Origin of the sequence: Micromonospora sp. NPDC050276, assembly GCF_044459545.1 — a bacterium.
GTDB lineage: Bacteria > Actinomycetota > Actinomycetes > Mycobacteriales > Micromonosporaceae > Micromonospora.
Map to the genome: position 1 here is coordinate 190,746 of NZ_JBITJA010000003.1, position 25,454 is coordinate 216,199.

Annotated in this window: 23 protein-coding genes; 13 read left to right on the forward strand and 10 right to left on the reverse strand. The window is 72.0% G+C overall.

Translation table 11 applies throughout. The annotated features are described in order from the left end of the window. The first annotated feature begins 59 nt into the window (after positions 1-59). Positions 60-542, forward strand: coding sequence for a DUF4240 domain-containing protein (locus tag ACIBF8_RS06975; protein WP_396781424.1), 483 nt, complete (start codon positions 60-62; stop codon positions 540-542). Between the two features lie 226 nt (positions 543-768). Next, positions 769-1,335: a murein hydrolase activator EnvC family protein gene (locus ACIBF8_RS06980; RefSeq protein ID WP_396781757.1), complete on the forward strand. Its 567-nt coding sequence runs from the start codon at positions 769-771 to the stop codon at positions 1,333-1,335. Here the strand turns inward: ACIBF8_RS06980 and ACIBF8_RS06985 are convergent. From ACIBF8_RS06985 to ACIBF8_RS07005, 5 genes are all read right to left on the reverse strand, one after another. Next, complete coding sequence (locus ACIBF8_RS06985; RefSeq protein WP_396781425.1) at positions 1,256-2,437, reverse strand: aminotransferase class V-fold PLP-dependent enzyme; 1,182 nt, start codon at positions 2,435-2,437, stop codon at positions 1,256-1,258. The two genes, ACIBF8_RS06980 and ACIBF8_RS06985, sit on opposite strands and share 80 nt — an antisense overlap. 44 nt (positions 2,438-2,481) lie before the next feature. Then, complete coding sequence (locus tag ACIBF8_RS06990; RefSeq protein WP_396781426.1) at positions 2,482-3,579, reverse strand: tyrosine recombinase XerC; 1,098 nt, start codon at positions 3,577-3,579, stop codon at positions 2,482-2,484. 290 nt (positions 3,580-3,869) lie between these two features. After that, the gene (locus tag ACIBF8_RS06995) at positions 3,870-5,081 is read right to left on the reverse strand and encodes a DNA-processing protein DprA (protein WP_396781427.1); all 1,212 of its coding nucleotides are present in this window, start codon (positions 5,079-5,081) and stop codon (positions 3,870-3,872) included. Beyond that, complete coding sequence (locus ACIBF8_RS07000) at positions 5,078-6,598, reverse strand: YifB family Mg chelatase-like AAA ATPase (protein ID WP_396781428.1); 1,521 nt, start codon at positions 6,596-6,598, stop codon at positions 5,078-5,080. The genes ACIBF8_RS06995 and ACIBF8_RS07000 overlap by 4 nt, the downstream gene beginning before the upstream one ends. 30 nt (positions 6,599-6,628) lie before the next feature. Beyond that, entirely contained in the window at positions 6,629-6,988 is a 360-nt protein-coding gene (locus ACIBF8_RS07005) for a YraN family protein (protein ID WP_396781429.1), read from the reverse strand. A 356-nt stretch (positions 6,989-7,344) separates the two neighbouring features. On the opposite strand from ACIBF8_RS07005, the gene ACIBF8_RS07010 reads away from it, so the two are divergent. The 5 genes from ACIBF8_RS07010 (at position 7,345) to frr (ending at position 12,214) form a co-directional block, all read left to right on the forward strand. Further along, positions 7,345-8,349 (forward strand): hypothetical protein, encoded by a 1,005-nt coding sequence (locus tag ACIBF8_RS07010; RefSeq protein ID WP_396781430.1) that lies wholly within the window; start codon positions 7,345-7,347, stop codon positions 8,347-8,349. Between the two features lie 440 nt (positions 8,350-8,789). Next, complete coding sequence (gene rpsB / locus ACIBF8_RS07015) at positions 8,790-9,683, forward strand: 30S ribosomal protein S2 (protein ID WP_396781431.1); 894 nt, start codon at positions 8,790-8,792, stop codon at positions 9,681-9,683. Between the two features lie 134 nt (positions 9,684-9,817). Continuing rightward, positions 9,818-10,645, forward strand: a complete 828-nt coding sequence (tsf, locus tag ACIBF8_RS07020; RefSeq protein WP_396781432.1) for a translation elongation factor Ts — start codon at positions 9,818-9,820, stop codon at positions 10,643-10,645. Positions 10,646-10,806: 161 nt separating this feature from the next. Further along, on the forward strand, positions 10,807-11,574 hold the full coding sequence (gene pyrH / locus ACIBF8_RS07025) for a UMP kinase (protein WP_030335195.1): 768 nt from the start codon (positions 10,807-10,809) through the stop codon (positions 11,572-11,574). Between the two features lie 82 nt (positions 11,575-11,656). Beyond that, entirely contained in the window at positions 11,657-12,214 is a 558-nt protein-coding gene (gene frr / locus ACIBF8_RS07030; protein WP_396781433.1) for a ribosome recycling factor, read from the forward strand. A gap of 73 nt (positions 12,215-12,287) precedes the next feature. On the opposite strand, the gene ACIBF8_RS07035 is transcribed toward frr, so the two are convergent. After that, positions 12,288-12,731, reverse strand: a complete 444-nt coding sequence (locus ACIBF8_RS07035; RefSeq protein ID WP_396781434.1) for a hypothetical protein — start codon at positions 12,729-12,731, stop codon at positions 12,288-12,290. 382 nt (positions 12,732-13,113) lie between these two features. Here ACIBF8_RS07035 and ACIBF8_RS07040 point away from each other — a divergent pair, with 382 nt between their 5' ends. The 3 genes from ACIBF8_RS07040 to ACIBF8_RS07050 all read left to right on the forward strand — a co-directional run bounded on the left by ACIBF8_RS07040 (position 13,114) and on the right by ACIBF8_RS07050 (position 17,019). Next, entirely contained in the window at positions 13,114-14,538 is a 1,425-nt protein-coding gene (locus ACIBF8_RS07040) for a phosphatidate cytidylyltransferase (RefSeq protein WP_396781435.1), read from the forward strand. 104 nt (positions 14,539-14,642) lie between these two features. Then, positions 14,643-15,800 carry a 23S rRNA (adenine(2503)-C(2))-methyltransferase RlmN gene (gene rlmN, locus ACIBF8_RS07045; RefSeq protein WP_396781436.1) on the forward strand — a complete coding sequence of 386 codons (1,158 nt, stop codon included), beginning with the start codon at positions 14,643-14,645 and terminating at the stop codon, positions 15,798-15,800. Positions 15,801-15,831: 31 nt separating this feature from the next. Further along, positions 15,832-17,019 carry a DivIVA domain-containing protein gene (locus ACIBF8_RS07050; protein WP_396781438.1) on the forward strand — a complete coding sequence of 396 codons (1,188 nt, stop codon included), beginning with the start codon at positions 15,832-15,834 and terminating at the stop codon, positions 17,017-17,019. A gap of 87 nt (positions 17,020-17,106) precedes the next feature. On the opposite strand, the gene ACIBF8_RS07055 is transcribed toward ACIBF8_RS07050, so the two are convergent. After that, positions 17,107-17,328 (reverse strand): DUF2631 domain-containing protein, encoded by a 222-nt coding sequence (locus ACIBF8_RS07055; protein WP_036391268.1) that lies wholly within the window; start codon positions 17,326-17,328, stop codon positions 17,107-17,109. A gap of 197 nt (positions 17,329-17,525) precedes the next feature. Here ACIBF8_RS07055 and ACIBF8_RS07060 point away from each other — a divergent pair, with 197 nt between their 5' ends. Beyond that, on the forward strand, positions 17,526-19,115 hold the full coding sequence (locus tag ACIBF8_RS07060) for a Rieske 2Fe-2S domain-containing protein (protein ID WP_396781439.1): 1,590 nt from the start codon (positions 17,526-17,528) through the stop codon (positions 19,113-19,115). Between the two features lie 130 nt (positions 19,116-19,245). After that, entirely contained in the window at positions 19,246-19,941 is a 696-nt protein-coding gene (locus tag ACIBF8_RS07065; RefSeq protein WP_396781440.1) for a TMEM175 family protein, read from the forward strand. On the opposite strand, the gene ACIBF8_RS07070 is transcribed toward ACIBF8_RS07065, so the two are convergent. Then, positions 19,930-21,525: a phytoene desaturase family protein gene (locus ACIBF8_RS07070; protein ID WP_396781441.1), complete on the reverse strand. Its 1,596-nt coding sequence runs from the start codon at positions 21,523-21,525 to the stop codon at positions 19,930-19,932. The genes ACIBF8_RS07065 and ACIBF8_RS07070 overlap by 12 nt on opposite strands. 145 nt (positions 21,526-21,670) lie before the next feature. Between ACIBF8_RS07070 and ACIBF8_RS07075 the strand changes: the two genes are divergently transcribed. Further along, complete coding sequence (locus tag ACIBF8_RS07075; protein ID WP_396781442.1) at positions 21,671-22,834, forward strand: alkaline phosphatase PhoX; 1,164 nt, start codon at positions 21,671-21,673, stop codon at positions 22,832-22,834. An 81-nt stretch (positions 22,835-22,915) separates the two neighbouring features. On the opposite strand, the gene ACIBF8_RS07080 is transcribed toward ACIBF8_RS07075, so the two are convergent. Together ACIBF8_RS07080 and ACIBF8_RS07085 are read right to left on the reverse strand one after the other, a co-directional pair. Next, a complete protein-coding gene (locus tag ACIBF8_RS07080) occupies positions 22,916-24,763 on the reverse strand; it encodes an ATP-binding protein (protein ID WP_396781443.1) in 1,848 nt (615 codons plus the stop codon). Next, positions 24,753-25,448 carry a response regulator transcription factor gene (locus ACIBF8_RS07085; protein ID WP_396781444.1) on the reverse strand — a complete coding sequence of 232 codons (696 nt, stop codon included), beginning with the start codon at positions 25,446-25,448 and terminating at the stop codon, positions 24,753-24,755. Before ACIBF8_RS07085 ends, ACIBF8_RS07080 begins: the two co-directional genes overlap by 11 nt. Positions 25,449-25,454 lie beyond the last annotated feature (6 nt).

Below are 25,454 nucleotides of genomic sequence, written 5' to 3' on the forward strand. Positions count from 1 at the left end.
CCCGGAACGGCCCGGAGGCGCCGGTTGCGCGGGGGGCAGCCAGGAGGAGAGGGAGACTGGTGCTGGGTTCGGTCGGGCGATCATTGAGGATCTTGATGCTTGCGGATGAAGAGTTCTGGCGGTTCGTCGCCGTGCTGGGCGGTCGGCCCGAAACCCAGGACGACCGGCCGTACGAGCGGTTGACCGCCGTGCTGTCAAAAGAGCCGGTGGAGCGGATCATCGATTTCGCCGAGACGCTCGCGTTCACGCTCCACCAACTGGACCGCCGGGTGCTCGCTCAGGCTGTTCCAGCGGGCGCGGACGCGCTGACCGATGACGACTTCCTGTACGCCCGTTGCGCGGTGGTGGTGGCGGGACCGGCGGCAGTCGATGCCGTGCTAACCGACCCGTCGGCGTTCGAGTGTTTCACCAGCGAGGAGGCCGCGCACGCGGAATCGATTCTCGATGTCCCATCCAACGCCTACCAGAAGGTGACCGGCGAGGAATGGGACCACGTCGAGGAGTACGACTACGAGACCGGTGCCAACACGCAGTGGTGGTGACCTCCCGGTCATAACAGATCATCGACGCCGTCGGGTGGTCGTCCACAGCACCGTCGGTTGTCCACAGCCGCGTCGGCCGGGCTGGCGGACGACCCGGCCTCGGCCGGAGGCTGCCGTCATGCGACCGCCATCCCCCGGCTCGATCGGCCGTACCCTGCTGCTCTGCGCCGCCCTTCCCCTCGGGCTGACCGTCCAGCTCTGCGGGCTGGCGGTGCTGGTCGCGGCGATGCCCGGCCAACCACCGACGCCGACCGTGCCGGTCGCCGCCCTGACCGTGCCGGTCGCGGCCCCAGCGCCCGCCGGCCGGTTCCGCTGGCCCCTTGACGGGCCACCTCGACCGGTACGTCGTTTCGACCCGCCGCCCCGACCGTGGCTGGCCGGGCACCGGGGCGTCGACCTGGCGGCCCCGGCGGGAGCGGTGGTCCGCAGCGCGGGGCCCGGCACCGTGCTCTTCGCGGGTCTGGTGGCCGGTCGACCGGTGGTCACCGTGGGGCACGCCGACGGGCTGCGGACCACCCACGAGCCGGTCCAACCCGCCGTACGCACCGGCCAGCCGGTCACCACCGGCGCGCCGCTGGGCGAGCTGCTGCCCGGCCATCCGGGCTGCCCCGCCGAGGCGTGCCTGCACTGGGGGTTGCGCCGGGGCGAGGACTATCTCGACCCGTTGGCCCTACTCGGCCTCGGCCCGGTGCGCCTGCTTCCGGTCCGTCCGGTCAGCGCTGAGCGAGCAGTGCCGGCAGCCGTGCGGCCAGCCGTTCGTACTCGTCGGCGGCGTTGTAGACCTGGCCGGTGAGCCGCAGCCACCCCCGGCCGTTCCAGCTCATCACGGCCACCTCGGTGGCGAGCCGCTCACCGATCCGCGTCTGCAACGCCCGCGCGGCGTCGATCGTGGTGCCCAGGTCGGGTGGCAGCGGAATGATGCGCAGAGACACCCCCGGCCCGCCGGGGTCGGGCAGGTCGGTGGGAGGCACCCCCAGGGCGTCCCCCACCACCCGCTGGCCGTACGCGGCGAGCGCCGCGTTGTGTGCCCGCACCCGGTCGACGCCGAGACTGCGCATCGTGAACAGGCCCGCCGGAGCGGCCAGCCAGGGCGTGTAGTCCAGAGTCGCCTGCCACTCGATCCGAGCCGGGAACCCGGACTCCTGCTCCCAGGACACCACCAAGGGCTCGATCCGGTCCCGCCACTGCGGTGCCACCGCCAGCAGGGCGGTCCCGCGTGGGGCGTACGCCCACTTGTGCAGGTTGCCCACCCAGAAGTCCGCGCCGATGCCGCTCACCGGGGTGGACAGCATGCCCGGGGCGTGCGCGGCGTCCACCAGGACCGGCACGCCGTGTTCCCGGGCCACCCCGACGATGGCCGCGATCGGGAAGAGCTTGGCGGTGGCCGAGGTGAGCTGGTCGACGACGAGCAGCCGGGTCCGCCCGGGGCGCAGGCCCGCCCGAATGGTCTGCACGATCTGCTCGTCGGTGGCGGCCAGCGGGATCGGCAGGACCCGGCTGACCGCGCCGGTGCGGCGGCACTCGCGCTGGATGGTCAGGCTCACCGCCCCGTACCCGTGGTCGGTGCTCAGCACCTCGTCGCCGGCTCGTAGGCCCACCGACTGGAGCACCACGGCGACGCCGGTGGTGGTGTTGCCCACCAGGGCGCTGCCGTCCGGGTCAGCGCCCAAAAAGCCGGCGAGGTGCCGGCGGGTGTGCGCGATCCGGTCGACCAGCCCCTGGGTGAAGAAGCGCAGGGGGTTGGCCTCCATCTCGTCGCGCAGCCGCTGCTGGGCGCGTTGTACGCCGATCGGCACCGCGCCGAACGAGCCGTGGTTGAGGTGGCTGACCGCCGGGTCCAGGGAGAAGAGCAGGCGGGCGCCCGGGATCGGCTCAGGGGGCTGCGGGACGCTCACCTGATGATCGTAACCGTCGGGCTGTCTCGCCTTTCGGCCTCTGATCAGGCGCGCGGATGGGCCTGCCGGTAGGCGGCGCGCAGCCGCTCGACCGACACGTGGGTGTAGATCTGCGTGCTGGCCAGCGACGAGTGACCGAGCAACTCCTGCACGGCGCGCAGATCCGCACCACCCTCCAGGAGGTGGGTGGCCGCCGAGTGGCGCAGCCCGTGCGGGCTGGTTCGGGGTAGTCCGGCGGTCTCGGCGTACGCCCCGACGATCTGCCGCGCGGTCGTCGGGTTGAGTCGACCGCCCCGGGCACCCAGCAGCAGCGCGTCACCGGAGCGGGCGCCCACCATCGCCGGGCGGCCCCGACGCAACCAGTCGTCCAATGCTCGCTGGGCGGGCACCCCGTACGGCACCGAGCGCTCCCGCCCGCCCTTGCCGAACACCCGGATCACCCGCCGGCCGTGGTCGACGTCGCCGACGTCCAACCCGCACACCTCGCTGACCCGTACGCCGGTGGCGTAGAGCAGCTCCAACAACACCCGGTCCCGTAGTGGCACCGCCTCGACCCCTTCCGCCGCGCCTCGTGCTGGCCCGGCTGGTAGGTCCGGGTGAGGTGGGACCGGGTGAGGTGGGTCCGCGAGTGTCCGGTCTACGGGTGCTGTGTCCGTGGGTGGTGGGGCCATGGCCGGCGCTTGCTGGGCTGGTGCTTGCTGGGCTGGTGCCTGCCGGGACGGCGCCTCGACCAGAGCGGCGGCCTGGTCGGCGCGCAGCACGCTGGGCAACTCCCGGTGGGCGCGAGGGCTGGCCAGCGCGGCGCCCACATCGGCGGGGAGCAGCCCGGCCCGGTGCGCCCAGGCGCTGAACGCCCGCGCCGACGCGGCCCGACGGGCCAACGACGTGCGTGCCGCACCGGTGGTGCGCTGGCGCGCCAGCCAACTGCGCAGCACCGACAGGTCCAGCTCGGCGAGGTCGACGCAGCCCATCCGGACGGCGTGGTCGAGCAGCGAGACGAGATCGGTGACGTACGCGCGGACGGTGTGCGCCGACCGGTTACGAACCCGGGACAGGTGCTCGGCGAAGTCGTCGACCGCGTCGCGCAGCGCCGACGGCAGTGCCTGGTGCATCGCGCGGGTGCCCCGGTCGGGTCGACTCATCGTGGTCGCCCCGGCGTGGCGGCCGGTCCAACGGCCCAGGCACCCTGACTCACAGCTGGCACGGCACCAGCCTACGGCCGATCCGCGTACGTCACCGGACACGACGATGCCGCTGTTCACCCCGACTGCCGGCGGTTGCTCCTCTTGATCAGGAAGACGATCAGGCCGGCAACGAGCACGGCGGTCGTGATGAGACAGCAGAGCACGCTGATGTGCCACGGCTTGATTGCACCCATGACCGCGCACCGTACCGGCAAGAGCGGCAGCCCGATGCCCCGCGCACGCTCGCCTCAGACCAGCCCGGACGTCTCCTCCGCTGCCGCACGCTTCGGTTTGGTGGGTGGGGCGAGGGCGTAACCATCCTCGCGACGGACCACCATGGACAGCTCCTCCAGCAGCGACAGCTTGCGCAACGCGGTCCGTACGTCGACACGGGCGCGGGCGGCGAGCCGGTCCACGCCCATCGCGCCCCGGCGGGGCAGCGCCTCCAGCAGGGACCGCGCGTCGTCGTCCAGCACGTCGGCGGGCCGCTGTGGTCCGCGCGCCAGCGGGGCCAGGTCCGCGCCGATCCGGCCCACCTCCTCCAGCACGTGCGCCACTCCGGTGACCAGCCGCGCCTTGGGGTGCTCGCGCAGGAACTCGTGCGCACCGACGGACATCGCCGAGGTCACCGGCCCCGGCACCACCATGGCCACCCGATTGGCGTAGATGGCTCGGCGCGCGGTCTGCGTCGCGCCACTGCGCGCCGACGCCTCCACCACGACGGTGCCCAGGGTGCCTGCGGCGATCACCCGGTTGCGGATCAGGAACCGGGGTCGCAGCGGCTCGGCGCCCGGCGGCCACTCACTGACCAGCAGCCCGGTGTCGGCGATCCGGTCGAAGAGCGCGGTGTTGCCCATCGGGTACGGCCGGTCCAGCCCGCAGGCGAGCACCGCCACGGTCAGCCCGCCCGCGTTGAGGGCGCCTCGGTGGGCGGCGGCGTCGATGCCGAACGCCCCACCGGACACGACGGTCCAGTCCCGCTCCGCCAACCCGTACCCCAGCTCGGTCGCCACGTGCTGGCCATAGCCGGTGGCCGCCCGCGCGCCGACCACGGCCACCGAGCGATCCAGGGCCTCGCCGAGCGGCCAGCTTCCGCGTACCCAGAAGCAGAGCGGTGGGGCGGTCTCACCGTCCACCCGCCGGCTGACGTCCGGCAGGCGCAGCGTGGCCAGGCCGGCGACCTGGGCCGGCCACTCCTCGTCGTCCGGTGTGACCAGGCGGGCACCCAGCCGGTCCGCCCGCTCCAACGCCTCCGCCGCCACCGCCCGTGCGTCGCCGGCCGCCGAGCGTGCGGCGACCGTGGTGTGCAGCCAGCCGTCCGGGCTGCCGCCGTCGAGCAGCAGATCCAGGGTCGCCACCGGACCGTGTCGTTCGACCAGGCGGTGCACCGCGCGAGTACCCGGCTCTGCCAGCCAGGTCAGGGCGACCCGGGCCAGCCTTCGTTCCTCCTCGGCGCTCACGTCGCCTCCCCCGTTCGTAGTTGCAGCGCTTCCCGGACGTCGTCCCGGTCCGGCCGGTGCCGGCCGTCGAGATCGGCGATGGTCCAGGCCATCCGGATCACCCGGTCGAAGCCGCGCGCGGACAACGAGCCGGAGTCGAGCCGGCCCCGCAACTCGGCGGTGACCCGGGCCGGCAGTCGCCACGGCGGTCGGCGCAGGTGCGGGCCGTCCACCTCGGCGTTGAGTCGTCGGCCGAGCTCGGCCCACCGGGTGGCCGCCGCCTGCCGCGCCGTCGCCACCCGGGCGGCGACCGTCGCCGATGGCTCGACGTCGCCGTCGGTGGCCATCAGCTCCGCCGCCCGCACCGGCATCAGCCGCACCTGGACGTCGATCCGGTCGAGCAGCGGCCCGGAGAGCCGGCCCAGGTAGCGGCGGCGGACCAGCGGGCTGCACTCGCAGTGCGCGTCGCCGGACGGCTTCGCGCACGGACACGGGTTGGCCGCCAGTACCAACTGGGTCCGGGCCGGGTACACGGTGCCGCCCCCGCTGCGGCTGAGCTGGATGTGGCCATGCTCCAGTGGCTGGCGCAACGCCTCCAGCGCGCCCTTGCTGAACTCGGGAGCCTCATCCAGGAAGAGCACCCCGCGGTGCGCGAGCGACACCGCGCCGGGCCGGGCCAAGCCGGTGCCACCACCGACCAACGCCGGCACGGTCGCGGTGTGGTGTGGCGCCTGGAACGGTGGGCGACGCAGCAATCGCCCGCCCGGCGGCAGCAGCCCGGCGACCGAGTGCAGCGCGGTGACCTCCAGCGCCGCGTCGTCGTCCAGCTCGGGCAGGATCGACGGCAGTCGTTCGGCGAGCATCGTCTTGCCGGCACCCGGAGGGCCGAGCAGTGCCAGGTGGTGCCCGCCGGCCGCGGCGACCTCCAGGGCGCGTCGGCCCATCTGCTGCCCGGCGACGTCGGCGAGATCCGGCCCACCGACCACCGGTGCCGGGACGTCCGCCGGTGGCTCGATCAGCGGGGCGCCGTCGCGAACGAAGGTGACGAGCCGGTGCAGGGTGTCCACGGCGCGCACCCGTACCCCGGGGATCACGGCGGCCTCGGCGGCGTTGCCGACCGGGACGATCACCCGCGCGACGCCGGCCTGGGCCGCGGCGGCGACCATCGGGAGCACCCCGCGCACCGGGCGGACCGTTCCGTCCAGCCCCAACTCGCCGAGGATCACCACGCCCTCCAGGGGAAGCAGTGGCAGCTCACCTGAGCCGCCGAGCAGCGCCGCGGCGATGGCCAGATCGAAGGCCGAGCCGAATTTCGGCAGCGTGGCGGGCAGCAGGTTGAGGGTGATCCGTCGGTTGGGCCAGCGCTGGCCGGAGTTGACCACGGCGGCGCGGACCCGGTCGCGGGCCTCGTGCAGGGCGGTGTCCGGCAGGCCGGAGATCACCACCGCCGGTAGGCCGGCGGCCAGGTCAGCCTCCACCTCGACCAGGTGGCCGGTCACCCCGACCAACCCCACGCAGAGCACCTTCGCGTAGCTCACGGCGCGTCACCGATCCTCCGGGTGCCCATCTCAGAACGCGCCCTTGAGGTGGTCGACCTGCGCCGGACCCAGGTCGGGCAGCCGTACCGACAGCACGTCGAAACGCACCTCGTCCGCGGTCGTACCGGTCTCGGACAGCCATCGCGCGGCGAGCCCTCGCAACCGGCGTGCCTTGGCCGGCACGACCGCCTCCGCCGGGGTGCCGAAGTCGTCACCCCGGCGGGTCTTCACCTCGCAGAAGACGAGCACCGGCCCGTCCCACGCGATGATGTCGATCTCCCCGGCCGCGCAGCGCCAGTTTCGGGCGATCGGGCGCAGCCCCGCCTCGGTCAGGTGCCGGGCGGCGCATCGCTCGCCGTACGCGCCAACCGCCTGGTTCCGCTTCGTCATGGTCGGCACGGTGCCCGCAGGAGTGCGATCGCCGCGACCCGGCGGGGGCCCACCTGTGGACAACGGGTGCGCTGTGGACAGCCGGACGATCAAGCCCACGCTGTGCTACCGGCGTCGCGCCTCCGTCCGAGGGCCGGCACCGCGGGTTGCCGCAGTCCATCGGCCGGCCGCCATGATCAGGTGATGGAAAGTAGGTGTCAGGGCCGCCGCCGACCTACTTTTCATCACCTGATCAAGGTGCGGGGCCGCGGCGGCGCCACCCTGGGCGCGGCTCGTGCCGCGCGCTACGGGTAATCGGCGGGGCTGCCGGCGGGCTGAAATGGCGCGGGCGTGGCCGGTCGCATACGGTGCCTGACGTGGACGGACGACGGAGTTTCCCGGAAGATCAGGAGTCGCGCTGGTACCCCGACGAGCGGGGTCGCGGTTACGGCGAGTCGGAGTGGCGCGGTGCGGGCGAGCCGCGATACCGGGACAGCGAGATCCCCGAGCAGCGTGGCACGGAGGACGGCCGCTCCGTCGAGGACACCGGCGTCGGCCGCCGCCGGGAGCCGGACTCGGGACGCTTCGGCGCCGTCGACGCGGGCCGCTTCGGCGGTACGCCTGAGTCGGACTCCGGTCGCTTTGGCGCCCTGGACGTCGAGAGCGGCCGGTTCGGTGCGAGTGAGGCTGATTCGGGACGATTCGGTGCGGTCGACCCCGGAGCAGACGCCTACCGGGCCACCCGGTCGTGGCGGGCGGATCGGGACCCCTCGGAGACCTCCGGTGAGCTGCCCGGACGCCGGGCTGCCCGGGAGTCGACCGATGCGGGATCCCCGCTGACCAGCGCCACACCGGAGGCGGCCCGCGACACCGCGTCGCCGGCCGTCGCCCCGCCGGCCAGCGTGCTCGCTGACCAGGCGCGTCCCGCGCCGCTCGGCGGGTACCCGATCATCGAGCCGACCCGGGGCGGCGGCGACACGCCGCACCCGCTGGAGATGCCGACCGGCCCGATGCCGGGGATCGGCCCCCGCCCCGACCTGCCCGTGAGCGAGCCGCCGGCGTATCCGCCAGCCGTCGATGGCGTCTATCGGACCCGTCGTCCGGTGCTGGCCGTACTCTTCGCCCTGCTGGTCTTGATCTTCGAGGTTCCCGCACTGCGGGTGCTGCTGGCGGGCGTGACCGGCGATCCGGTGGACGCCGGGAACGTGGTGGTCGGTATCGCCCTGGTTGCCGGACTGCCGATCTTCGCAACCGGGCTGTACGGGCTCCGAACCGGAGGTCTGGCGCTGGCCGACAGCGGCCGGGGCTGGCTCCGCCCGCCAACGGCCTACCTGACCGTCGGGCTGGTGCTCTTCCTCGCCGCCGCGCTCGCCGCCGGCTGACCTGGCCCGGCCTGCCCCGCTGGCTGACCTGGCCTGGCCTGCCCCGCCGGCTGACCCGGCCTGGCCTGCCCCGCCGGCGGCGCGCGCCGGCGATCCGGACAACAACCAGGAAGACGATCCGGACAACCAGGAAATAGTGGCCTCCGACGACGCGGCGGCCACTATTTTCACGACCTAGCGCGATCGTGTCAGCAACTCGCGCGGCGGAGCAGCACCCCAGACGCACCCCGGGGCGGCTCAACGCGGTAGGGGCGTACACTGGCCAACTGGCGACCGCCTCGTGCGGTCGACCTCGCGCGCCCTCTTCACGAATCGTCGTGGAGCGACGGCCTCCCTGGTCCCGATCTTGATCGGGTCCACCATGGGTCGGCGACCAGGCGCCAGGACGCCCGGCCACCGGCCGGGCGTGACAACCAGGGACCTTGAGGAGTACCCCAACCATGGCCGTCGTGACCATGCGTCAGCTGCTGGAGAGCGGTGTCCACTTCGGGCACCAGACCCGGCGCTGGAACCCGAAGATGAAGCGCTTCATCATGACCGAGCGCAACGGCATCTACATCATCGACCTGCGGCAGACCCTCGAGTACATCGAGAAGGCGTACGAGTTCGTGCGTGGGACCGTCGCCGAGGGTGGCAGCATCCTGTTCGTCGGCACCAAGAAGCAGGCCCAGGAGGCGATCGCCGAGCAGGCGACCCGGGTCGGCCAGCCGTACGTGAACCACCGCTGGCTCGGTGGCATGCTGACCAACTTCCAGACCGTGTACAAGCGCCTTCAGCGGATGAAGGAGCTGGAGGCCCTGGGTGACCTCAGCGGCACCGCCGCCGGGTACACCAAGAAGGAGACCCTGCAGCTCTCCCGCGAGAAGATCAAGCTGACCCGCACCCTCGGTGGTCTGCGGGACATGCAGAAGCTCCCCGCCGCGGTCTGGATCGTCGACACCAAGAAGGAGCACATCGCCGTCGACGAGGCCCGCAAGCTGGGCATCCCGGTGATCGCGGTGCTGGACACCAACTGTGACCCGGACGAGGTCGACTTCCCGATCCCGGGTAACGACGACGCGATCCGCTCGGCCGAGCTGCTGACCAAGGTCGTCGCCGCCGCCGTCGCCGATGGCCTGATCGCGCGTTCCGGCCGCCGCCGGGGCAACGACGAGAAGCCCGAGGGTGTCGCGAGCGACGAGCCGCTGACCGAGTGGGAGCGCGAGCTGCTCGAGCCGAAGAAGGCCGACGAGTCGGCCGAGCAGCCCGCCGCTGCCGCCGCCGAGCAGCCCGCCACCCCGGAGCAGCCGGCGCAGGCCGCCACCGAGCAGCCGGCGGCAGCCACCGCGGAGTGATCGCACCGTCGCTGCCCCGCTGTCCGTTTTCCCGGACGGCGGGCAGCGGCGGCACGCCGGGCACGATCAGCCCGGATCCGGGTAACCGGCACCTCTGACCATCCACACGCCGTCTCAACACCGAAGAGAGAGCCATGTCCCAAATCACCGCCGCGGACGTCAAGAAGCTCCGCGACCTCACCGGCGCCGGCATGATGGACAGCAAGAAGGCGCTGACCGAGGCCGAGGGCGACTTCGACAAGGCCATCGAGATCCTGCGCGTCAAGGGCGCCAAGGACGTCGGCAAGCGGGCCGGCCGTACGGCCGCGAACGGCCTGGTCGCCCACTCCGGCAAGGCGCTGCTCGAGCTCAACTGCGAGACCGACTTCGTCGCCAAGACCGAGTCGTTCATCGCGCTGGCCCAGCAGCTGGTCGAGCACGGGGAGCGCTCCGGCGCGAACTCCGCCGAGGAGCTGCTCGCCACCGAGCTCGACGGCAAGGTCGTCGCGGACCTGATCCAGGAGCAGTCCGCCAAGATCGGCGAGAAGCTGGTGCTCAACCGGTTCGCCCGGGTCGAGGGCACCACCGCCGTCTACCTGCACCGCAAGGCCCAGGACCTGCCGCCGTCCGTTGGTGTGCTGGTGTCGTACACCGGCAAGACCGACGAGGCCGGCGACGCCGACGCCCGTGGTGTGGCCATGCAGATCGCCGCGATGCGGCCGAAGTACCTCACCCGGGACGAGGTTCCGGCCGAGGTCGTCGAGTCCGAGCGGCGCATCGCCGAGCAGACCGCCCGCGAGGAGAACAAGCCCGAGGCGGCCCTGCCGAAGATCATCGAGGGTCGGGTCAACTCGTTCTTCAAGGACTACGTCCTGATCGAGCAGGCGTCCGTGGCCGACAACAAGAAGTCGGTGAAGCAGCTGCTGGCCGAGGCCGGCATCGAGGTCACCCGCTTCGTGCGGTTCGAGGTCGGCCAGGCCTGAGCCGCCATCGGGCGCCGCTGGCGCCCGTGGGCAGAAGACGTCAACGAGGAGGCCGCCGGTGTACGTGACAGGCACCGCGGCCTCCTCGTCACATAGGGTCAGCAGCGGCAGGTTCGCGGTACGCGCCGCACGGGGCGTGCGCGTGGGGAAGGGCGGGGCGGATGACGCAGGTTGTGAGTGACCGGACGCTGGAACTGGACGACCCGACGGCACCGCCGCCGGGGCGCGCCCGCCGGGTGGTGCTGAAGCTCTCCGGCGAGGTGTTCGGTGGCGGCGCTATCGGCGTCGACCCGGACGTCGTCCAGGCCATCGCCCGGCAGATCGCCACCGTGGTCCGCCGCGGCGTACAGGTCTCCGTGGTGGTTGGCGGTGGCAACTTCTTCCGTGGCGCGGAGCTGCAGAAGCGTGGGATGGACCGGGCCCGCGCCGACTACATGGGCATGCTCGGCACCGTGATGAACTGCCTCGCTCTCCAGGACTTCCTGGAGAAGGAGGGCATCGAGACCCGGGTGCAGAGCGCCATCACGATGGCCCAGGTCGCCGAGCCGTACATCCCGCTGCGGGCGATCCGGCACCTGGAGAAGGGCCGCGTGGTCATCTTCGGTGCCGGCGCCGGGATGCCGTACTTCTCCACCGACACGGTGGCCGCCCAGCGGGCGCTGGAGATCCGGGCCGACGTGGTGCTGATGAGCAAGAACGGCGTGGACGGTGTCTACACCGCCGACCCCCGGATCGACCCCACCGCCAGCAAGCTCGACTCGATCACCTTCTCCGAGGTGCTGCGCCGCAACCTGCGGGTGGCCGACGCGGCGGCGTTCAGCCTCTGCATGGAGAACGGCCTGCCGATGCTGGTCTTCGGCGCGCAGGGTGACGACACCATCATCCGCGCGGTGGGTGGCGACAAGATCGGCACCCTGATCACCGCCTGAGCCCCGCCGACGGCGACGGCAGCGGCGGTCTGACGACTTTCAGCAAGGCCCACGACGAGCACAGAAGGAGGCGAGGAGACCGGTGATCGACGACACCCTCCTCGAGGCCGAGGAGAAGATGGAGCGTGCGGTCGAGCACGCCAAGGAGGAGTTCGGCGCCATCCGCACCGGCCGCGCCAACCCCGCCATGTTCTCCAAGGTCATCATCGACTACTACGGCACGCCCACCCCGTTGACGCAGATGGCGTCCATCGCGATCCCCGAGCCGCGGATGGCCATCATCAAGCCGTACGACAACTCGCAGATCAATGCGATGGAGAAGGCGATCCGCGACTCGGACCTCGGGGTGAACCCGAACAACGAGGGCACCCAGCTGCGCATCCTGCTCCCGCAGATGACCGAGGAGCGCCGCCGCGACATGATCAAGGTGGCCCGGCACAAGGGCGAGGAGGCCAAGGTGGCGATCCGCAACGTCCGCCGCCGTGGCAAGGAGGAGCTGGACCGGATCGTCAAGGACGGCGAGGCGGGCGAGGACGACGGTCGCCGTGCCGAGAAGGAACTCGACGACCTCACCCAGCGCTACGTGGCCAGCGTCGACGACTTGGTGAAGCACAAGGAAACCGAGCTGCTCGAGGTGTGATCGCCCATCCGTTGGGCGGGTGAGTTGCTCCGAGGCCCGTTCCCGACTTCGGGAACGGGCCTCGTGCTGTGGGTCAGCAGGGAATCCAGACGGTCCTGGTGCTCTCCGCGAACTGCTCTCCGGTGTTCGAGTCGCGCAGCGAGAAGTGGGCGGTGGCCCGTCCGGGGTGCAGCGCCGGAGCGATCCGGGCGAACGCCATCCCGAGCTCGACGGTGCCGCCGTCGCAGAGGATCTCGCCAGCGCCGTGTCCGCCGGTGGCCCAGAGAGTCGGCAGGCCGTCCTGCACCAGCGAGGCCGACATGAGGACGATGCCGGCCGGGCAGTTCCGGGCGGTGGCCGTGACCGCTGTCGCCGGGTACGTCACTCCCGGCTCGCCGACGGGCGGCTCGAACGGGAACAACTCGCTGGCGTGGCGGTCGATGGTGATCCTGGTACGTGCCGCGGTGGCGGCGGCCGGTGCCCCTGCTCCCAGGACCATGGCGGTCACCGTCAGCACCGCGAGACCGAACTTGTACATGTGAGTGCCCTTCCCCCGATCGGACGCGCAGGCTCGGGCCGGCGCGCCACCAGCGGACCACGCCGGGCGTGTGCGGCTCAGTACTCGATCGTGCACCGGACGAGTCGGATCGACGGCTGCGGATCCGCTGCGGCGTGCCGTACCGAATGGGTGTGCGTCGCTGGTCGGCGGGCTGGCGGCGCGGGTGGCGTCCGTCGGCGTGCCTCGTCGGCCGTGCCGATCCGGCGTGTGCAGTAGGCTCGGCAGGATTCCCGGCCACCGGGCGGTGAACACCGGGGATCGACCGACCGTCGGGGCGGTCAATCGGAGGAACATCGCACGTGTAGGGGATGCTTGTGGTCTTGCGTCATGTGGTGGTTCTCGTGCCGCGTCGCGGTGCGTGATGTCCCACCCCGACCCCTACGGCAGCGAGCCTCGCGGCTGGGACCGGCCGGAGCGCCCGGTGGCGCTGCCCTGGCCGGACCAGGACCTGGACGCCGGCCCGTGGAGCCGCCGTCCAGCCGCCGGCCCTGAGCTGTACGCCGACCCGCACGCCCGGCCGTATGCCGACCCGCTCCCGGCGGACCCGTACGACGAGCGTGGTCGCCCGGTCCGTCCGGACGACCGTTTCGACGACCGCGACCGGCATGATCGTTTCGACGACCGCAACCAGCCCGACCGGTACGACGACCGGGGTCGCGGTGACCGGTACTTCGACCGTCCCCCCGCCCCTGGCGACGGGCCGACCCGTTTCGACGGCCCGGACCGTGGTCGCTTCGACGACCCGACCCGTTTCGACGGCCCGGACCGTGGTCGCTTCGACGACCCGACCCGTTTCGACGGCCCGGACGAGGGTCCGCCCGTGCGCTTCGACGACCCGGGATATCCGACCGAGCAGCTCGCGCCCGTCCGGGCCGAGGTGGCGCCGGACGAGCCTCCGGTGGCCGGTCGACGGACGAAGGGGCGACGTCGGGCCAGCCTCGACCGCCCGGCCACCCAGCAGGTGGGCACCGGGCGGGCCGGCCGCAACCTCCCCGCGGCGATCGGGGTCGGGCTCGGCCTCGGCGCGCTGATCGTGGTGCCGCTGGTGGTCTACCCGTTGGCGTTCCTGCCGGTGATCGCCGCCGCCGTCGCCGTCGGCAGCTGGGAGATGGCCCGGGCGGTCCGGCGCAGCGGCGCTCACCCACCGCTGGTGCCGCTGATCGCCGGCGGCGTACTGACCGTGGGCCTGGCCTGGTTCGCCGGCCCGGACGCGCTCAGCCTGGGGCTGCTGGTCACGGTGCTGGGCACGATGATCTGGCGGCTGGGCGACGGGCCGGCCGGCTTCCAGCGCGATCTCACCGCGGCCACCCTGATCGCCGTCTACGTGCCGTTCCTCGCCGGTTTCGCGGCCCTGCTGGCGGCGGCCCCCGACGATGGCCACCTGCGCATTCTGGCCACGCTGATCGGTGTGGTCCTCTCCGACACCGGCGGGTACGCGGCCGGCGTCTCCTTCGGCCGCCACCCGATGGCCCCGTCGATCAGCCCGAAGAAGTCCTGGGAGGGCTTCGCCGGTTCGGTCACCGCGGCGGCCCTGGGTGGTGCGGTGCTGCTGTGGTTGATGTTCGAGGTGGCCCCCTGGTGGGGTGCGCTGTTCGGGGTGGCCGTCTCCTGCGCGGCGGTCCTCGGTGACCTGGCCGAGTCGATGATCAAGCGGGATCTCGGCGTGAAGGACATGAGCAACCTGTTGCCCGGCCATGGCGGTCTGATGGACCGACTGGACTCGATCCTGTTCGCGGTGCCGACGGCCTACCTGCTGCTGGCGGTCTTCGTGCCGGTGGTGAACTGAGGTATGAATCACGGCGTCCCGGTCCTCCGCCTGCGGCGGTCGCGGCCGGTTCGGCACCTCCGCAGCGGCACCCGCCGCCGACGGCGTGACACACTGGACCAGCCATGACGAGCCTGCCCCTGATCCCCGCCATCTCGGCCGCCCCCGCCGCGCGCCGGGCCTCCATGCCCCCTCAACACCTCGCTGACCTGGACCTGGCCGGCCGCCAGGCGCTGGTCACCGGGCTGGGGGAGCCGGCCTTCCGCGCCAAGCAGGTCTCCAACCACTACTTCGGTCGGTTGGTCCGGGACCCGCAGGCGATGACCGACCTGCCCGCGGCGACCCGGGAACGGCTGGCCGAGACGTTGCTGCCGCCGCTGCTCAACCCGGTGCGCGAGCTGGCCTGCGACGACGGCGCGACCCGCAAGGCCCTCTGGCGGCTGCACGACGGCGCGCTGGTGGAGAGCGTGCTGATGGGCTACCCGGACCGGGTGACCGTCTGCATCTCCAGTCAGGCGGGCTGCGGCATGGCCTGTCCGTTCTGCGCGACCGGCCAGGCCGGGCTGACCCGTAACCTGTCGACGGCGGAGATCGTCGACCAGGCGGTGTACATGGCCGGGGTGGCCGCCTCCGGCGTGGTCGCGGGCTCCCCGCCGAGGTTGTCGCGCGTCGTCTTCATGGGCATGGGCGAGCCGCTGGCCAACTACAACCGGGTGATCGCGGCGATCCGTCGGCTGGTCAGCCCGGCTCCGGAGGGGCTCGGCCTGTCCCAGCGACACATCACCGTTTCCACGGTCGGCCTGGTTCCGGCCATCCGCCGACTGGCCAGCGAAGACCTCTCAGTGACCCTTGCGCTGTCGTTGCACGCGCCCGATGATGATCTGCGCGACGAACTCGTGCCGGTAAACCAGCGCTGGAAGGTAGCCGAGGTGCTGGACGCAGCGTGGGACTACGCCGCCCGGACGGGCCGTCGCGTGTCGATCGAGTACGCAATGATCAAGGACGTGAACGACCAGCCGTGGCGAGCCGACCTGCTCGGGCGGCTGCTGGCCGGCAAATTGGCCCACGTGAACCTCATTCCGCTCAATCCGACGCCGGGTAGCCGCTGGGACGCGAGCCCGAAGCCGGTCGAGCGGGAGTTCGTCCGGCGGTTGCGCGACGCCGGGGTGTCCACCACAGTTCGGGACACCCGAGGTCGCGAGATCGACGGCGCGTGTGGCCAACTCGCCGCCGCCGAGGACAACGACACCAACACCGACCGCGCCGGAGAGGCACCGGCGTGACCGGGCGTGGCGAACGAGACCAGGAGACATAGTGGCGAGTCAGGGTCAGCGTTTCCGGCGCAAGGCGCTCCGCCGGGGATACAAGGTCGACGAGGTGGATGCCTTCCTCGACCGGGTCGAGGCGACGCTCGACGGCCGACAGGTCGGCGCCCCGGTGGCCTCCCAGGAGGTTCACGACGTCGTCTTCCGGGTCCGCTTCAACGGCTACGACGAGTGGCAGGTCGACCTGCACCTGGACCGGGTCGAGCGGCAGCTGGCCGAGCTGGAGGAGCGCAACAGCGCCGGGCGCGGTGGTGACCCCCGGATGGGTGACCGGATGGGCCCACCGGACCGGATGGGTCCGCCGATGCGTGACGACCGGGGCATGGTCCCGCAGCCGATGCCGCCCCGGCCGATGCCCGCGCAGGCCGCCCCGCCCTACGGCCGCTATGACGAGCCGACCGGCGCCTTCGCCGGTGGGTACGACGCCCCCCGCGGTGGTTACGACGCGCCACGTGGCCCGGCCGGCCCCGGCCAGATGGGTCCCGGTGGCCCGATGGGCCCCGGCCCGATGGGTGGCCACGGTGGCCCGCCGCGCGGCCTGCCCGCCGGCCCCAGCGGGTACGGCCCGGATGACCAGCGCGCGCCCAGCGGGTACGGCCCGGATGACCAGCGTGGTGGGTACGGCCCCGACGACCAGCGTGGCGGGTACGGCCCCGACGACCAGCGCTCGCCCGGTGGTTATCCGCCGCCGCCGGAGGAGCCGCGCTTCGACGGCTTCGAGGCCGGGCGGCACGGTCGTGCCGACATGACAGCCGAGATCCGGATGCCGGAGCGGGATCTGCGCGACATGCGCCGTGGTCCGGCCGGTCCGCCTCCGCTGCCGCAGCAGGGCATCGGTGGCCCGCCGATGGCCGGTCCGCCCGCTGTGGCCGGCCCGCCCATGGGTGGCCCCCCGATGGGTGGCCCGCCGATGGCCGGCCCGCCCGGCAGCGACCTGTACCGGGTCGACCAGATCCGCCGTAGCTTCCAGGTGCGCCGGTTCGGCAGCGGGTACGACCCCGATCAGGTCGACCGGTTCTTCGAGACCCTGCTCGGTGGCATGCAGCGCCGCAACCCGATGCCGGTCGACCCGAAGGACCTGGACACGCTCCGGTTCGGCCTGGTGCCCGGCGGCTACTTCGAGGCTGAGGTCGACGCCGCACTCAAGGACGTGCAGGACATTCTCTTCGGGCGCTGACCCGGACGCGCCACGGACGAGGGCCCGTCCCCCGGGTGGGGGCGGGCCCTCGGCGTACGTCGGCCGGTCGTCCGGCGGTGGGTCGGCTCAGGAGCGCAGGCCGTTGCGCCGCAGCACGACGTCGCCGATCACGATGATCAGCAGCAGCGCGGCCAGGCCGATCAGCCAGATGTCCTCGACCCTGCCCTCGTGGTTGCCGCAGATCATCGCCAGCAGCGCCAGTGCGGACAGCACGGCGCCGATCTGCCCGGCCTTGCGGTGCCCGGGCTTGTGCTGGTCTGGCGACGTTACCGGCTCGCTTCCTGCCACTGTCGGTCCTTCCCTCGCGATCGGATCTTTGGTTAGTCTGGCACGCCTCGTGCGCGGCGCGGTGGGGTGGGGGTTTCCTGTCCATCGGCCCGGCCTACCTGGGCTGAACGGCACTACCGGCGTCGCGGGGCGGCGATCAGACTCGCTCCGGTAGCGTTTGGCGTACACCTGATTGTCTGTTTGAGGGGGACTGTGCGGTGCGAGTGACCGGAACCGGGCACGCCAGCATGCGGATCGACACGGCAGCGGGCAGCATCCTGTGCGACCCGTGGGTCAATCCGGCGTACTTCGCCTCGTGGTTTCCCTTCCCGGACAATTCCCTGCTCGACTGGGAGAGCCTGGGCCAGGTCGATTACCTGTACGTCTCCCACCTGCACCGGGACCACTTCGACGCGAAGCACCTGCGGGACTTCGTCTCCAAGGACGCCACGGTCCTGCTCCCCGAGTTCCCCACCTCGGAGATGGAGGACGAGTTCCGGGCGCTGGGCTTCACCAAGTTCCTGAAGGCACCCAACGAGCAGGTGGTGGAGCTCCCCGGCGGTCTGAAGATCATGATTCAGGCGCTGACCAGCCCGACCGACGGGCCGATCGGCGACTCCTCGCTCTGGGTCGAGTACGAGGGGGTGCGGCTGCTCAACCAGAACGACGCCCGCCCCACCGACCTGAGCGTCTTCGCCGAGTTGGGGCACGTGCACGCGCATCTGCTCCAGTTCTCCGGCGCGATCTGGTACCCGATGGTCTACGAACTGCCGCAGGCGGCGAAGACCGCGTTCGGCAAGCAGAAGCGGGACCGGCAGTTCGACCGGACCTGGCGGTACATCGACGACCTGAAGGCGTCGCACGTCTTCCCGATCGCCGGCCCGCCGTGCTTCCTCGACGACGCCCTGTGGCAGTTCAACGACATCCACGGCGACGAGGGCAACATCTTCCCCGACCAGTCCGTCTTCCTGTCGGAGTACGCAAAGGTCGGCGGCAGCAACGGCATCGTGCTGCTGCCAGGCAGCGTCGCCGAGGTCACCACCGAGGGCGCGAGCACCACCCACCCGGTGCCGGTGGAGGAGTTCTTCGCGAACAAGGTCGCCCATCTGGAGGAGATGCGGGAGCGTAAGCGCCCGATCATCGAGGCGGAGAAGGCGTCCTGGCGGCACCCCGAGGTGGACGTGCTCGGCGAGATGAAGCGCCGGATCGAGCCGCTGCTCGACGAGTCGATCTACCTGGCCAAGGGGGTCGGCGGCCCGGTCCGTTTCGACCTGGTGGGCACTGACGACTCGGGCGGCGAGACGATCGAATCCATCGTGGTGGACTTCCCGGGCAAGGAGGTCCGGCCGTACGCGGACGAGAAGGTGCGCTACCGGTTCCGGACCGAGCGGTCGCTGATCGAGCATCTGCTCTTCATCGACGAGGTGGACTGGGTCAACTCGCTCTTCCTGTCCTGCCGGTTCTCGGCGGCCCGGATCGGCCAGTACAACGAGTTCGTCTACGCGTTCTTCAAGTGCCTCTCCGAGGAGCGGCTCCAGTACGCCGAGGGCTGGTACGACGAGCACGAGCGCAGCACCGACGCCGAGGACATCACGTTGGGCGACTGGGTGGTGCAGCGGCGCTGCCCGCACCTGAAGGCGGACCTGACCCGCTTCGGCATCGTCGAGGGTGACCAGCTCACCTGCCAGTTGCACGGCTGGCGCTTCGACCTGCCCAGCGGCCGCTGCCTCACCAGCGTCGGCCACAAGGTGCGCGCCCACCGGGTAGACGCGGAGACCCCGGCCCCCGCCGGCGAAGCCACGATCTAATCCCACCCCCCTCCCCCCGCGATCTTGCACTTTCGGTGGATGCAAAGCGGGACAATGGCCGCAAAACGGCGACCGAAAGTGCAAGATCGCGGGGGAGGGGTGCTGGGGCAGCACCGGGAGCGGGGCGGGAGTGGCGGCGGGCACCCAGGAGGACGAGTTTCGGTACGGACGCGGCCGGGAGAAGACCCGGGACGCGGCCCGGGTGGAGACGTTCAGCGACGGGGTCTTCGCGGTCGTGCTGACGGTGATGGCCGTCGAGCTGCTGCAGAGCGGCCCGGCGCGGGAGAGCGGGCGGGAGCTTCCGGACGCCCTGGCCCACGCCTGGCCGTCCTACCTGGCGTACGTCATCACCTTCGCCATCGCCGGGCAGGTCTGGCTCGCCCACCACAACCTGTGGCGGTACGTGGCCCGGGTGGATCAGATGCTGCTGGTCCTCAACCTGTTCGTGCTGCTCTTCATCGCCACCATCCCGTTCACCGCCGACCTGCTCTCGGACAACCTGCGCGGCGGGGTGACCGAGCAGCGGCTGACCGCCGCGCTCTACGTCGGCACCGTGCTCGGTGAGGCGATCTTCGTCAATCTGACCTGGTGGTGGGCCCGTCGGCGCGGGCTGCTCCTGGCCGACCTGGATCCCCGGCTGGCCCAGGCGATCGCACGTCGGATACTCCTCAAGCCCCTGCTCTACCTGGTGGCCTTCGCTGTCGTCTTCGTCGACCCCATCCTCAGCCTCGGCGCGTACCTCCTGCTGGTCGGCTACTACCTGATCGGGGGCGCGGGCGACCTCCGACCCTCGGCCAGCCCGGCCGAGGGCGGGTCAGCGGCCTAGGTCGGTGAGGATGCGGCGGGCGGCGTTGTGGCCGGCCGCACCGATGACGCTGCCGGCGGGGTGACAGCCGGCGCTGCCCGCGTACACGCCGTCGACGCCGGTGGCGTAGGGCATCCGGTCGGTGAACGAGACGGTGTTGTCGACGTGGTGGATGTGCCCGCCGGTGATGCCGAAGTGTGCCTCGATGCCGGGCGGCGGCAGGGGCACCGCGTCGGCGATCAGGTCGGCGGTGCCCGGGGCGTACCGCTCGACGATCCCGATCAGCCGATCGACGTAGCCGGGCAGTTCCGCATCCCAGGTGGTGCCGGCCAGCTGGTAGGGGACCGACTGGACGAACAGCGCCGACGAGTGGTGCCCGGCGGCGTCGGAGAGGGACGGGTCGACGGTGGTGTGCAGATACCACTCGATGGTGGGCTCCGCCGGCAGGAGCCCGGCCTGCACATCCGCCCACATCGCGCGCAGCGCGGTCATCGGCGAGGTCGCCTCCCCGCCGACCAACGACGCGGACCCGGGCAGCAGGTGGATGGTCGAGCCGAACGGGCTCGGCGTACCGTCCGGCAGGCAGGAGAACCGCGGCAGACCGCTGAGCGCCAGGTTGAGCTTGAGGGTGGTGCCGGGCCGGCGGACCGCCGCCATCCGTTCGCCGAGCCGCGCCGGGAGCGCGCCGTCGGGCAACAGGTCCATCAATTGGTACGGGTCACACGCGCCGAGCACCACCCGGGCGGCGACCTCCCGACCGTCGGCCAGCACCACTCCGCTCGCCGCACCGCCGTCCAGGGTCACCGCGCGTACCGGCGTACCGGTCAGGATGGTCGCCCCGGCGGCGCGGGCGGCCTCGGCGAACGTCCGGGAGACCGTGCCCATCCCGCCCTCGGCGATCATCCAGGTTCCGCCGGAACCGGGCAATCTGCACATATTGTGCACGAGGAAGTTGTGACCCGTGCCGGGGTCGTCCGGGCCGGCATTGAGCCCGGACAGGCCGTCGGTCACCGCGTACATGCTGACCAGCAGCTCGGAGCGGAACTCGAACCGGGCCAGGTAGTCGGCGACCGAGCCCTGGACGAGGTCGACGAAGGCCTGGCGCAGCGCCGGGCGTACGTGCCGCTCGGCGGTCTCCTGCACGCTCAGCGGCTCGGCCAGCCAGGCCGGGGCGAGGTCTTCCCGTAGCGCGGCCAACTCGGCCTGCATGGCGTCGTCGGCGGCCACGTCGGCGGCGGAGAAGAACTCGGCGAGCTGCGCCCGGGTGGCGGCGGTGTCGCTGCCGAAGAGCAGGTACGGCGAGCCGAGGCCGCCCGGGGTGGGGAGGAAGTAGTGCGGGTCGCGGCGCAGCACCGGGATCCGTACGTCGAGCGTGGCGAGCAGTTCCGGGGGCATCAGCCCGAGCAGGTACGAGCCGGTGGAGTGGCGCAGCCCCGGCACCTTCGGGAACGGGTTCTCGGTGCGGGTCGCCCCGCCGATCACGTCGGCGGCCTCCAACACCAGGACGTCCAGGCCGGCGCGGGCCAGCAGGACTGCGGAGACCAGACCGTTGTGCCCGGCACCGACGATCACGACGTCGGCGCGGGTCGGAATCTCACTGCTCATGCCGCGGCAGCCTAGTCCGCGCGGCGGCGCCAGGGCAGCCCAACTCCTGCCGACCCGTCACCGCTCGTTCACCGGACAGTGGCTGTGGTCGATGCCCTGGAGCCCTACCGTCGGTCGGACATCGCGCACTCCGGGAGGTTCACCGATGGATCGTCGTACCGTCCTGCGTTCCGCCGTCGCCGGCGCGGCCGCCTTCTCCGGCAGCCTTTGGGCCGGCGCGGCGCTGGCCGCCCCCGCCCAGCCCGGCCCCGGCCCGTACGGGGAGCTGCTGGCCGCCGACGCCAACGGCATCCAGTTGCCGGCCGGGTTCACCAGCCGGGTGATCGCTCGTTCCGGCCAGCGGGTCGCCAACACCTCGTACCTCTGGCACTGGGCTCCGGACGGCGGCGCCTGTTTCCCCGCCGGCGATGGCTGGATCTACGTGTCGAACTCGGAGGTCCCGATCATCGGCGGCGCGTCGGCGGTCCGCTTCGCCGCGGACGGGTCGGTCGTCTCGGCGTACCGGATCCTCGGTGGCACGAACGTCAACTGCGCCGGTGGTGCGACCCCGTGGGGCACCTGGCTCTCCTGCGAGGAGGTGCCGCTCGGTCGGGTCTTCGAGACCTGGCCGGACGGTAGTCGGTCGGCCGAGGAGCGGACCCGGATGGGCCGGTTCACCCACGAGGCCGCCGCCTGCGACCCGGATCGCAAAGTGGTCTACCTGACCGAGGACGAGGAGGACGGCTGCTTCTACCGCTTCGTTCCGGACAGTTGGGGTGACCTGCGCACCGGGCGGGTGCAGGTGCTCTGCGCGCCGGCCGACCAGGTTGCCGGGCCGGTCACCTGGCGGGACATCCCGGACCGGGACGGCTTCCCGATCCCGACTCGGTTCCAGGTGGGCGCGGCGAAGCACTTCGACGGTGGTGAGGGCTGCTGGTACGACCGGGGCATGTGCTGGTTCACCACGAAGGGCGACAACCGGGTCTGGGCGTACGACGCGGTCAACCAGCGTCTCGACCTGGCGTACGACGACTCGTTGGTGCCGGCCGGCGCCGCGCCGCTGACCGGGGTGGACAACATCACCGGCACCGCCGCCGGCGACCTCTACGTGGCCGAGGACGGCGGCAACATGGAGATCAACGTGATCACGCCGGCCGGTGTGGTGGCGCCGATCGTGCGGATCCTGGGTCAGTCCTCATCGGAGATCACCGGCCCGGCCTTCTCCCCGGACGGCTCCCGCCTCTACTTCTCGTCCCAGCGCGGCACCAGCGGTGCCTCCACCGGCGCCAACGGCCTCACCTACGAAATCCACGGCCCCTTCCGCCGCTAACCCAACCCCACCCCACCCCACCCCTTGGTGATCAAGAGGTTTGCGTCAGGTTCCGGCCCTCCGGTGACGCAAACCTCTTGATCAACCATCAAGGGGTGGGGGTAGGTGGAGGGTGAAGGTGGAGCCTTGGGTGGGGATGCTGGTGGCAGTCACCGAGCCGCCGTGGGCCTCGGTGAGCTTGCGCACGATGGCGAGGCCCAGGCCGCTGCCGCCGGTCTGCCGGCTCCGGGACTTCTCGGCCCGCCAGAAGCGGTCGAAGACCCGGGTCAGGTCGTCGGCGCTGATGCCGCTGCCGGTGTCGGTCACCGAAACCGTGACCCCGGCGTCGGTCGCGCTGGCGCTGATCGTCACACGCCCGCTGGACGGGGTGTGCCGTACCGCGTTGGCGACCAGGTTGCCGACGACTTGGCGCAGCCGCACCGGGTCGGCGTCCACCTGCGGGTCGGCCTCGGTGCGTACCGTGATGGTGACGCCGACCCGGTCGGCGTGGGCCCGGTGCGCCTCCGCGACCTGGGCGAGCAGGTCGGTGAGGTAGACCCGTTCGCGGTGCAGCCGCAGCGCGCCCGCGTCGGCCTCGGCCAGGTCCTGCAGGTCGGTGATCACGTGCTGGAGTAGGGTCGCCTCCTCCAGCAGTGAGGCGAGCAGCCTGCGGTCGGGGGTCGCGACGCCGTCCTCGACCGCTTCGAGCCAGCCCCGGATGTTGCTCACCGGCGTCCGCATCTCGTGGGCGATGTCGCTGACCATGGCCCGGCGTAGCTGCTCCAGCCGTTCCCGCCGTTCGGCCATGTCGTTGAAGACCTCGGCCAGCCGGGCGATCTCGTCGCGGCCGGTCACCCGGACCCGGGCGGAGCCGTCGCCGTCGCGCATCCGCTGGGCCGCCCCGGTCAGGGCGTGCAGCGGGCGGGTCAGCCGGATGCCGGCGAGGACCGTGAAGCCGATCGTCACCAGCAGGACGAGACCGGCGACCGCGACGATGCGGGTCTGGTTGGCGGGGGACAGGTCGAAGGTGGTCGAGGGGCGACCACCCGGGTCGGTGACGAAGAGGGTCGCCGCCGGGGCGACGTACGGGAGGAGCTGTTCGCGTCGGCTGGTGCCGACGCAGGCGTTGATCGCCCGGTTGTGCTCCTGGCCGACGCTGGCCGCGGTCCGGAAGTCGGGTGCGCTGGCCGCCGGCTGCCTCGTCCAGGTCCAGTTCAGGTCCACCTGTACGCCGGGCAGGCGTTGCCGGGCCAGGCAGGTGTTCACCAGGGCGTTGAGCTGGGCGAGCGCCTTGCCCTCGGTGGCCGTACGGGCTGCCAGGGCCGCTCTCGACTGGGCGCAGAGGGCACTGTCGGTGAGGTCGGTGTCGGGGGTGTCGATTCGTGGGCGGCCGGTCGGCCCCTCCACGACGACGGCGTCGATCTGCGCGTCACCCCGCAGGCACCGGACCGCCTCGGCCGCCTTGCCGCGCAGGGCCGCGCGCTCCTCCGGCGGGAGCAGGTACGGCCCGGTGGTGCGCGGGTCGATGCGGCTGCTGCCGCCGTCGGAGCTGCTCGGCGGGGCGGTGCCGGCCATCAGGGCGGTGTTGACGGCGAGCGCGTCGACGGTCGCGGACGACGTCGTCGGCAGCGGACCCGCGTCGGGTGCCGAGTCCGCGAGCAGCGCACCGCTGTCGGTGGTCAGGGCGATCCGCCGGCCGACGTCGTGCGCGAGCGGCCGAAGGGCCGCGTCGACCCCGTCCCAGTTCGGGTGGGTCGCCGCGTACGCGAGCAGGGTGTCGTAGATGCGCGCGTCGTCGGCGAGCGCCTGGCCCTGCTCCTGCCGGATCGCTCCGGTGGTGGTGCGGACGGCCAGCCACGCGGTCGCCGCGATCGAGCCGATGGCGATGAGGACGGCCAGCGCCAGCAGCCGGAGCAGCAGGCTGCGGCGCAGCGGAACCTCACTCGACACGGGGTGACTCTTCGACCAACTTGTATCCAACGCCGTACACGGTCACCAGCCGGGCCGGCTTGCGCGGGTTCGGTTCGATCTTTCGGCGCAGGTTCATGACGTGCACGTCGACGGTTCGGTTGGTGATGTACCTGTCGAACCCGTGCAGATAGCCCAGGAGTTGGTCGCGGGTGAACGCCCGGGCGGGCTGGGCGGCCATCGCCTGAAGCAGTTGGAACTCGCCGGGTGTGCAGTCGACGAGGCGTCCGTCGCTGTGCACCTCGTGGCGTACCGGGTCGACGTGCACGGCACCGACCCGCAGCACCGGGTCCGCCGGTGTCCGCCTGCCCCGGCGCAGCAGGCTCCGGGCCCGGGCGACCAGCTCACGCGGGCTGTACGGCTTCGTCATGAAGTCGTCGGCGCCCAGGTCGAGGCCGAGCAGCAGGTCGTCCTCGGTCGACCGGGCGGTCAGCATGAGCACCGGGAGATCGGACTCCCGGCGCAGGATGCGACAGACGTCCAGGCCGTCGACCTTCGGCATCATCACGTCGAGGATCAGCAGCGCCGGGGGTCGTTGACGGATCTGCTCCAGGGCGGCCCGTCCGTCGGCCACCACCACCACCTCGTGCCCCTCGCGTTCCAGATAGCGGCGCGCCAACTCCGCCTGCTTCTGGTCGTCCTCGGCTACCAGCACGTACGCACACACGGCAGC

What these genes read in the sequence shown, in the direction of transcription:
- ACIBF8_RS06980 (WP_396781757.1), top strand. Translation starts at nt 769, where the DNA reads ATGCCCGGCCAACCACCGACGCCGACCGTGCCGGTCGCCGCCCTGACC.
- ACIBF8_RS06990 (WP_396781426.1), bottom strand. Translation starts at nt 3,579, where the DNA reads ATGAGTCGACCCGACCGGGGCACCCGCGCGATGCACCAGGCACTGCCG.
- ACIBF8_RS07005 (WP_396781429.1), bottom strand. Translation starts at nt 6,988, where the DNA reads ATGACGAAGCGGAACCAGGCGGTTGGCGCGTACGGCGAGCGATGCGCC.
- rpsB (WP_396781431.1), top strand. Translation starts at nt 8,790, where the DNA reads ATGGCCGTCGTGACCATGCGTCAGCTGCTGGAGAGCGGTGTCCACTTC.
- tsf (WP_396781432.1), top strand. Translation starts at nt 9,818, where the DNA reads ATGTCCCAAATCACCGCCGCGGACGTCAAGAAGCTCCGCGACCTCACC.
- pyrH (WP_030335195.1), top strand. Translation starts at nt 10,807, where the DNA reads ATGACGCAGGTTGTGAGTGACCGGACGCTGGAACTGGACGACCCGACG.
- ACIBF8_RS07035 (WP_396781434.1), bottom strand. Translation starts at nt 12,731, where the DNA reads ATGTACAAGTTCGGTCTCGCGGTGCTGACGGTGACCGCCATGGTCCTG.
- ACIBF8_RS07040 (WP_396781435.1), top strand. Translation starts at nt 13,114, where the DNA reads ATGTCCCACCCCGACCCCTACGGCAGCGAGCCTCGCGGCTGGGACCGG.
- rlmN (WP_396781436.1), top strand. Translation starts at nt 14,643, where the DNA reads ATGACGAGCCTGCCCCTGATCCCCGCCATCTCGGCCGCCCCCGCCGCG.
- ACIBF8_RS07070 (WP_396781441.1), bottom strand. Translation starts at nt 21,525, where the DNA reads ATGAGCAGTGAGATTCCGACCCGCGCCGACGTCGTGATCGTCGGTGCC.
- ACIBF8_RS07075 (WP_396781442.1), top strand. Translation starts at nt 21,671, where the DNA reads ATGGATCGTCGTACCGTCCTGCGTTCCGCCGTCGCCGGCGCGGCCGCC.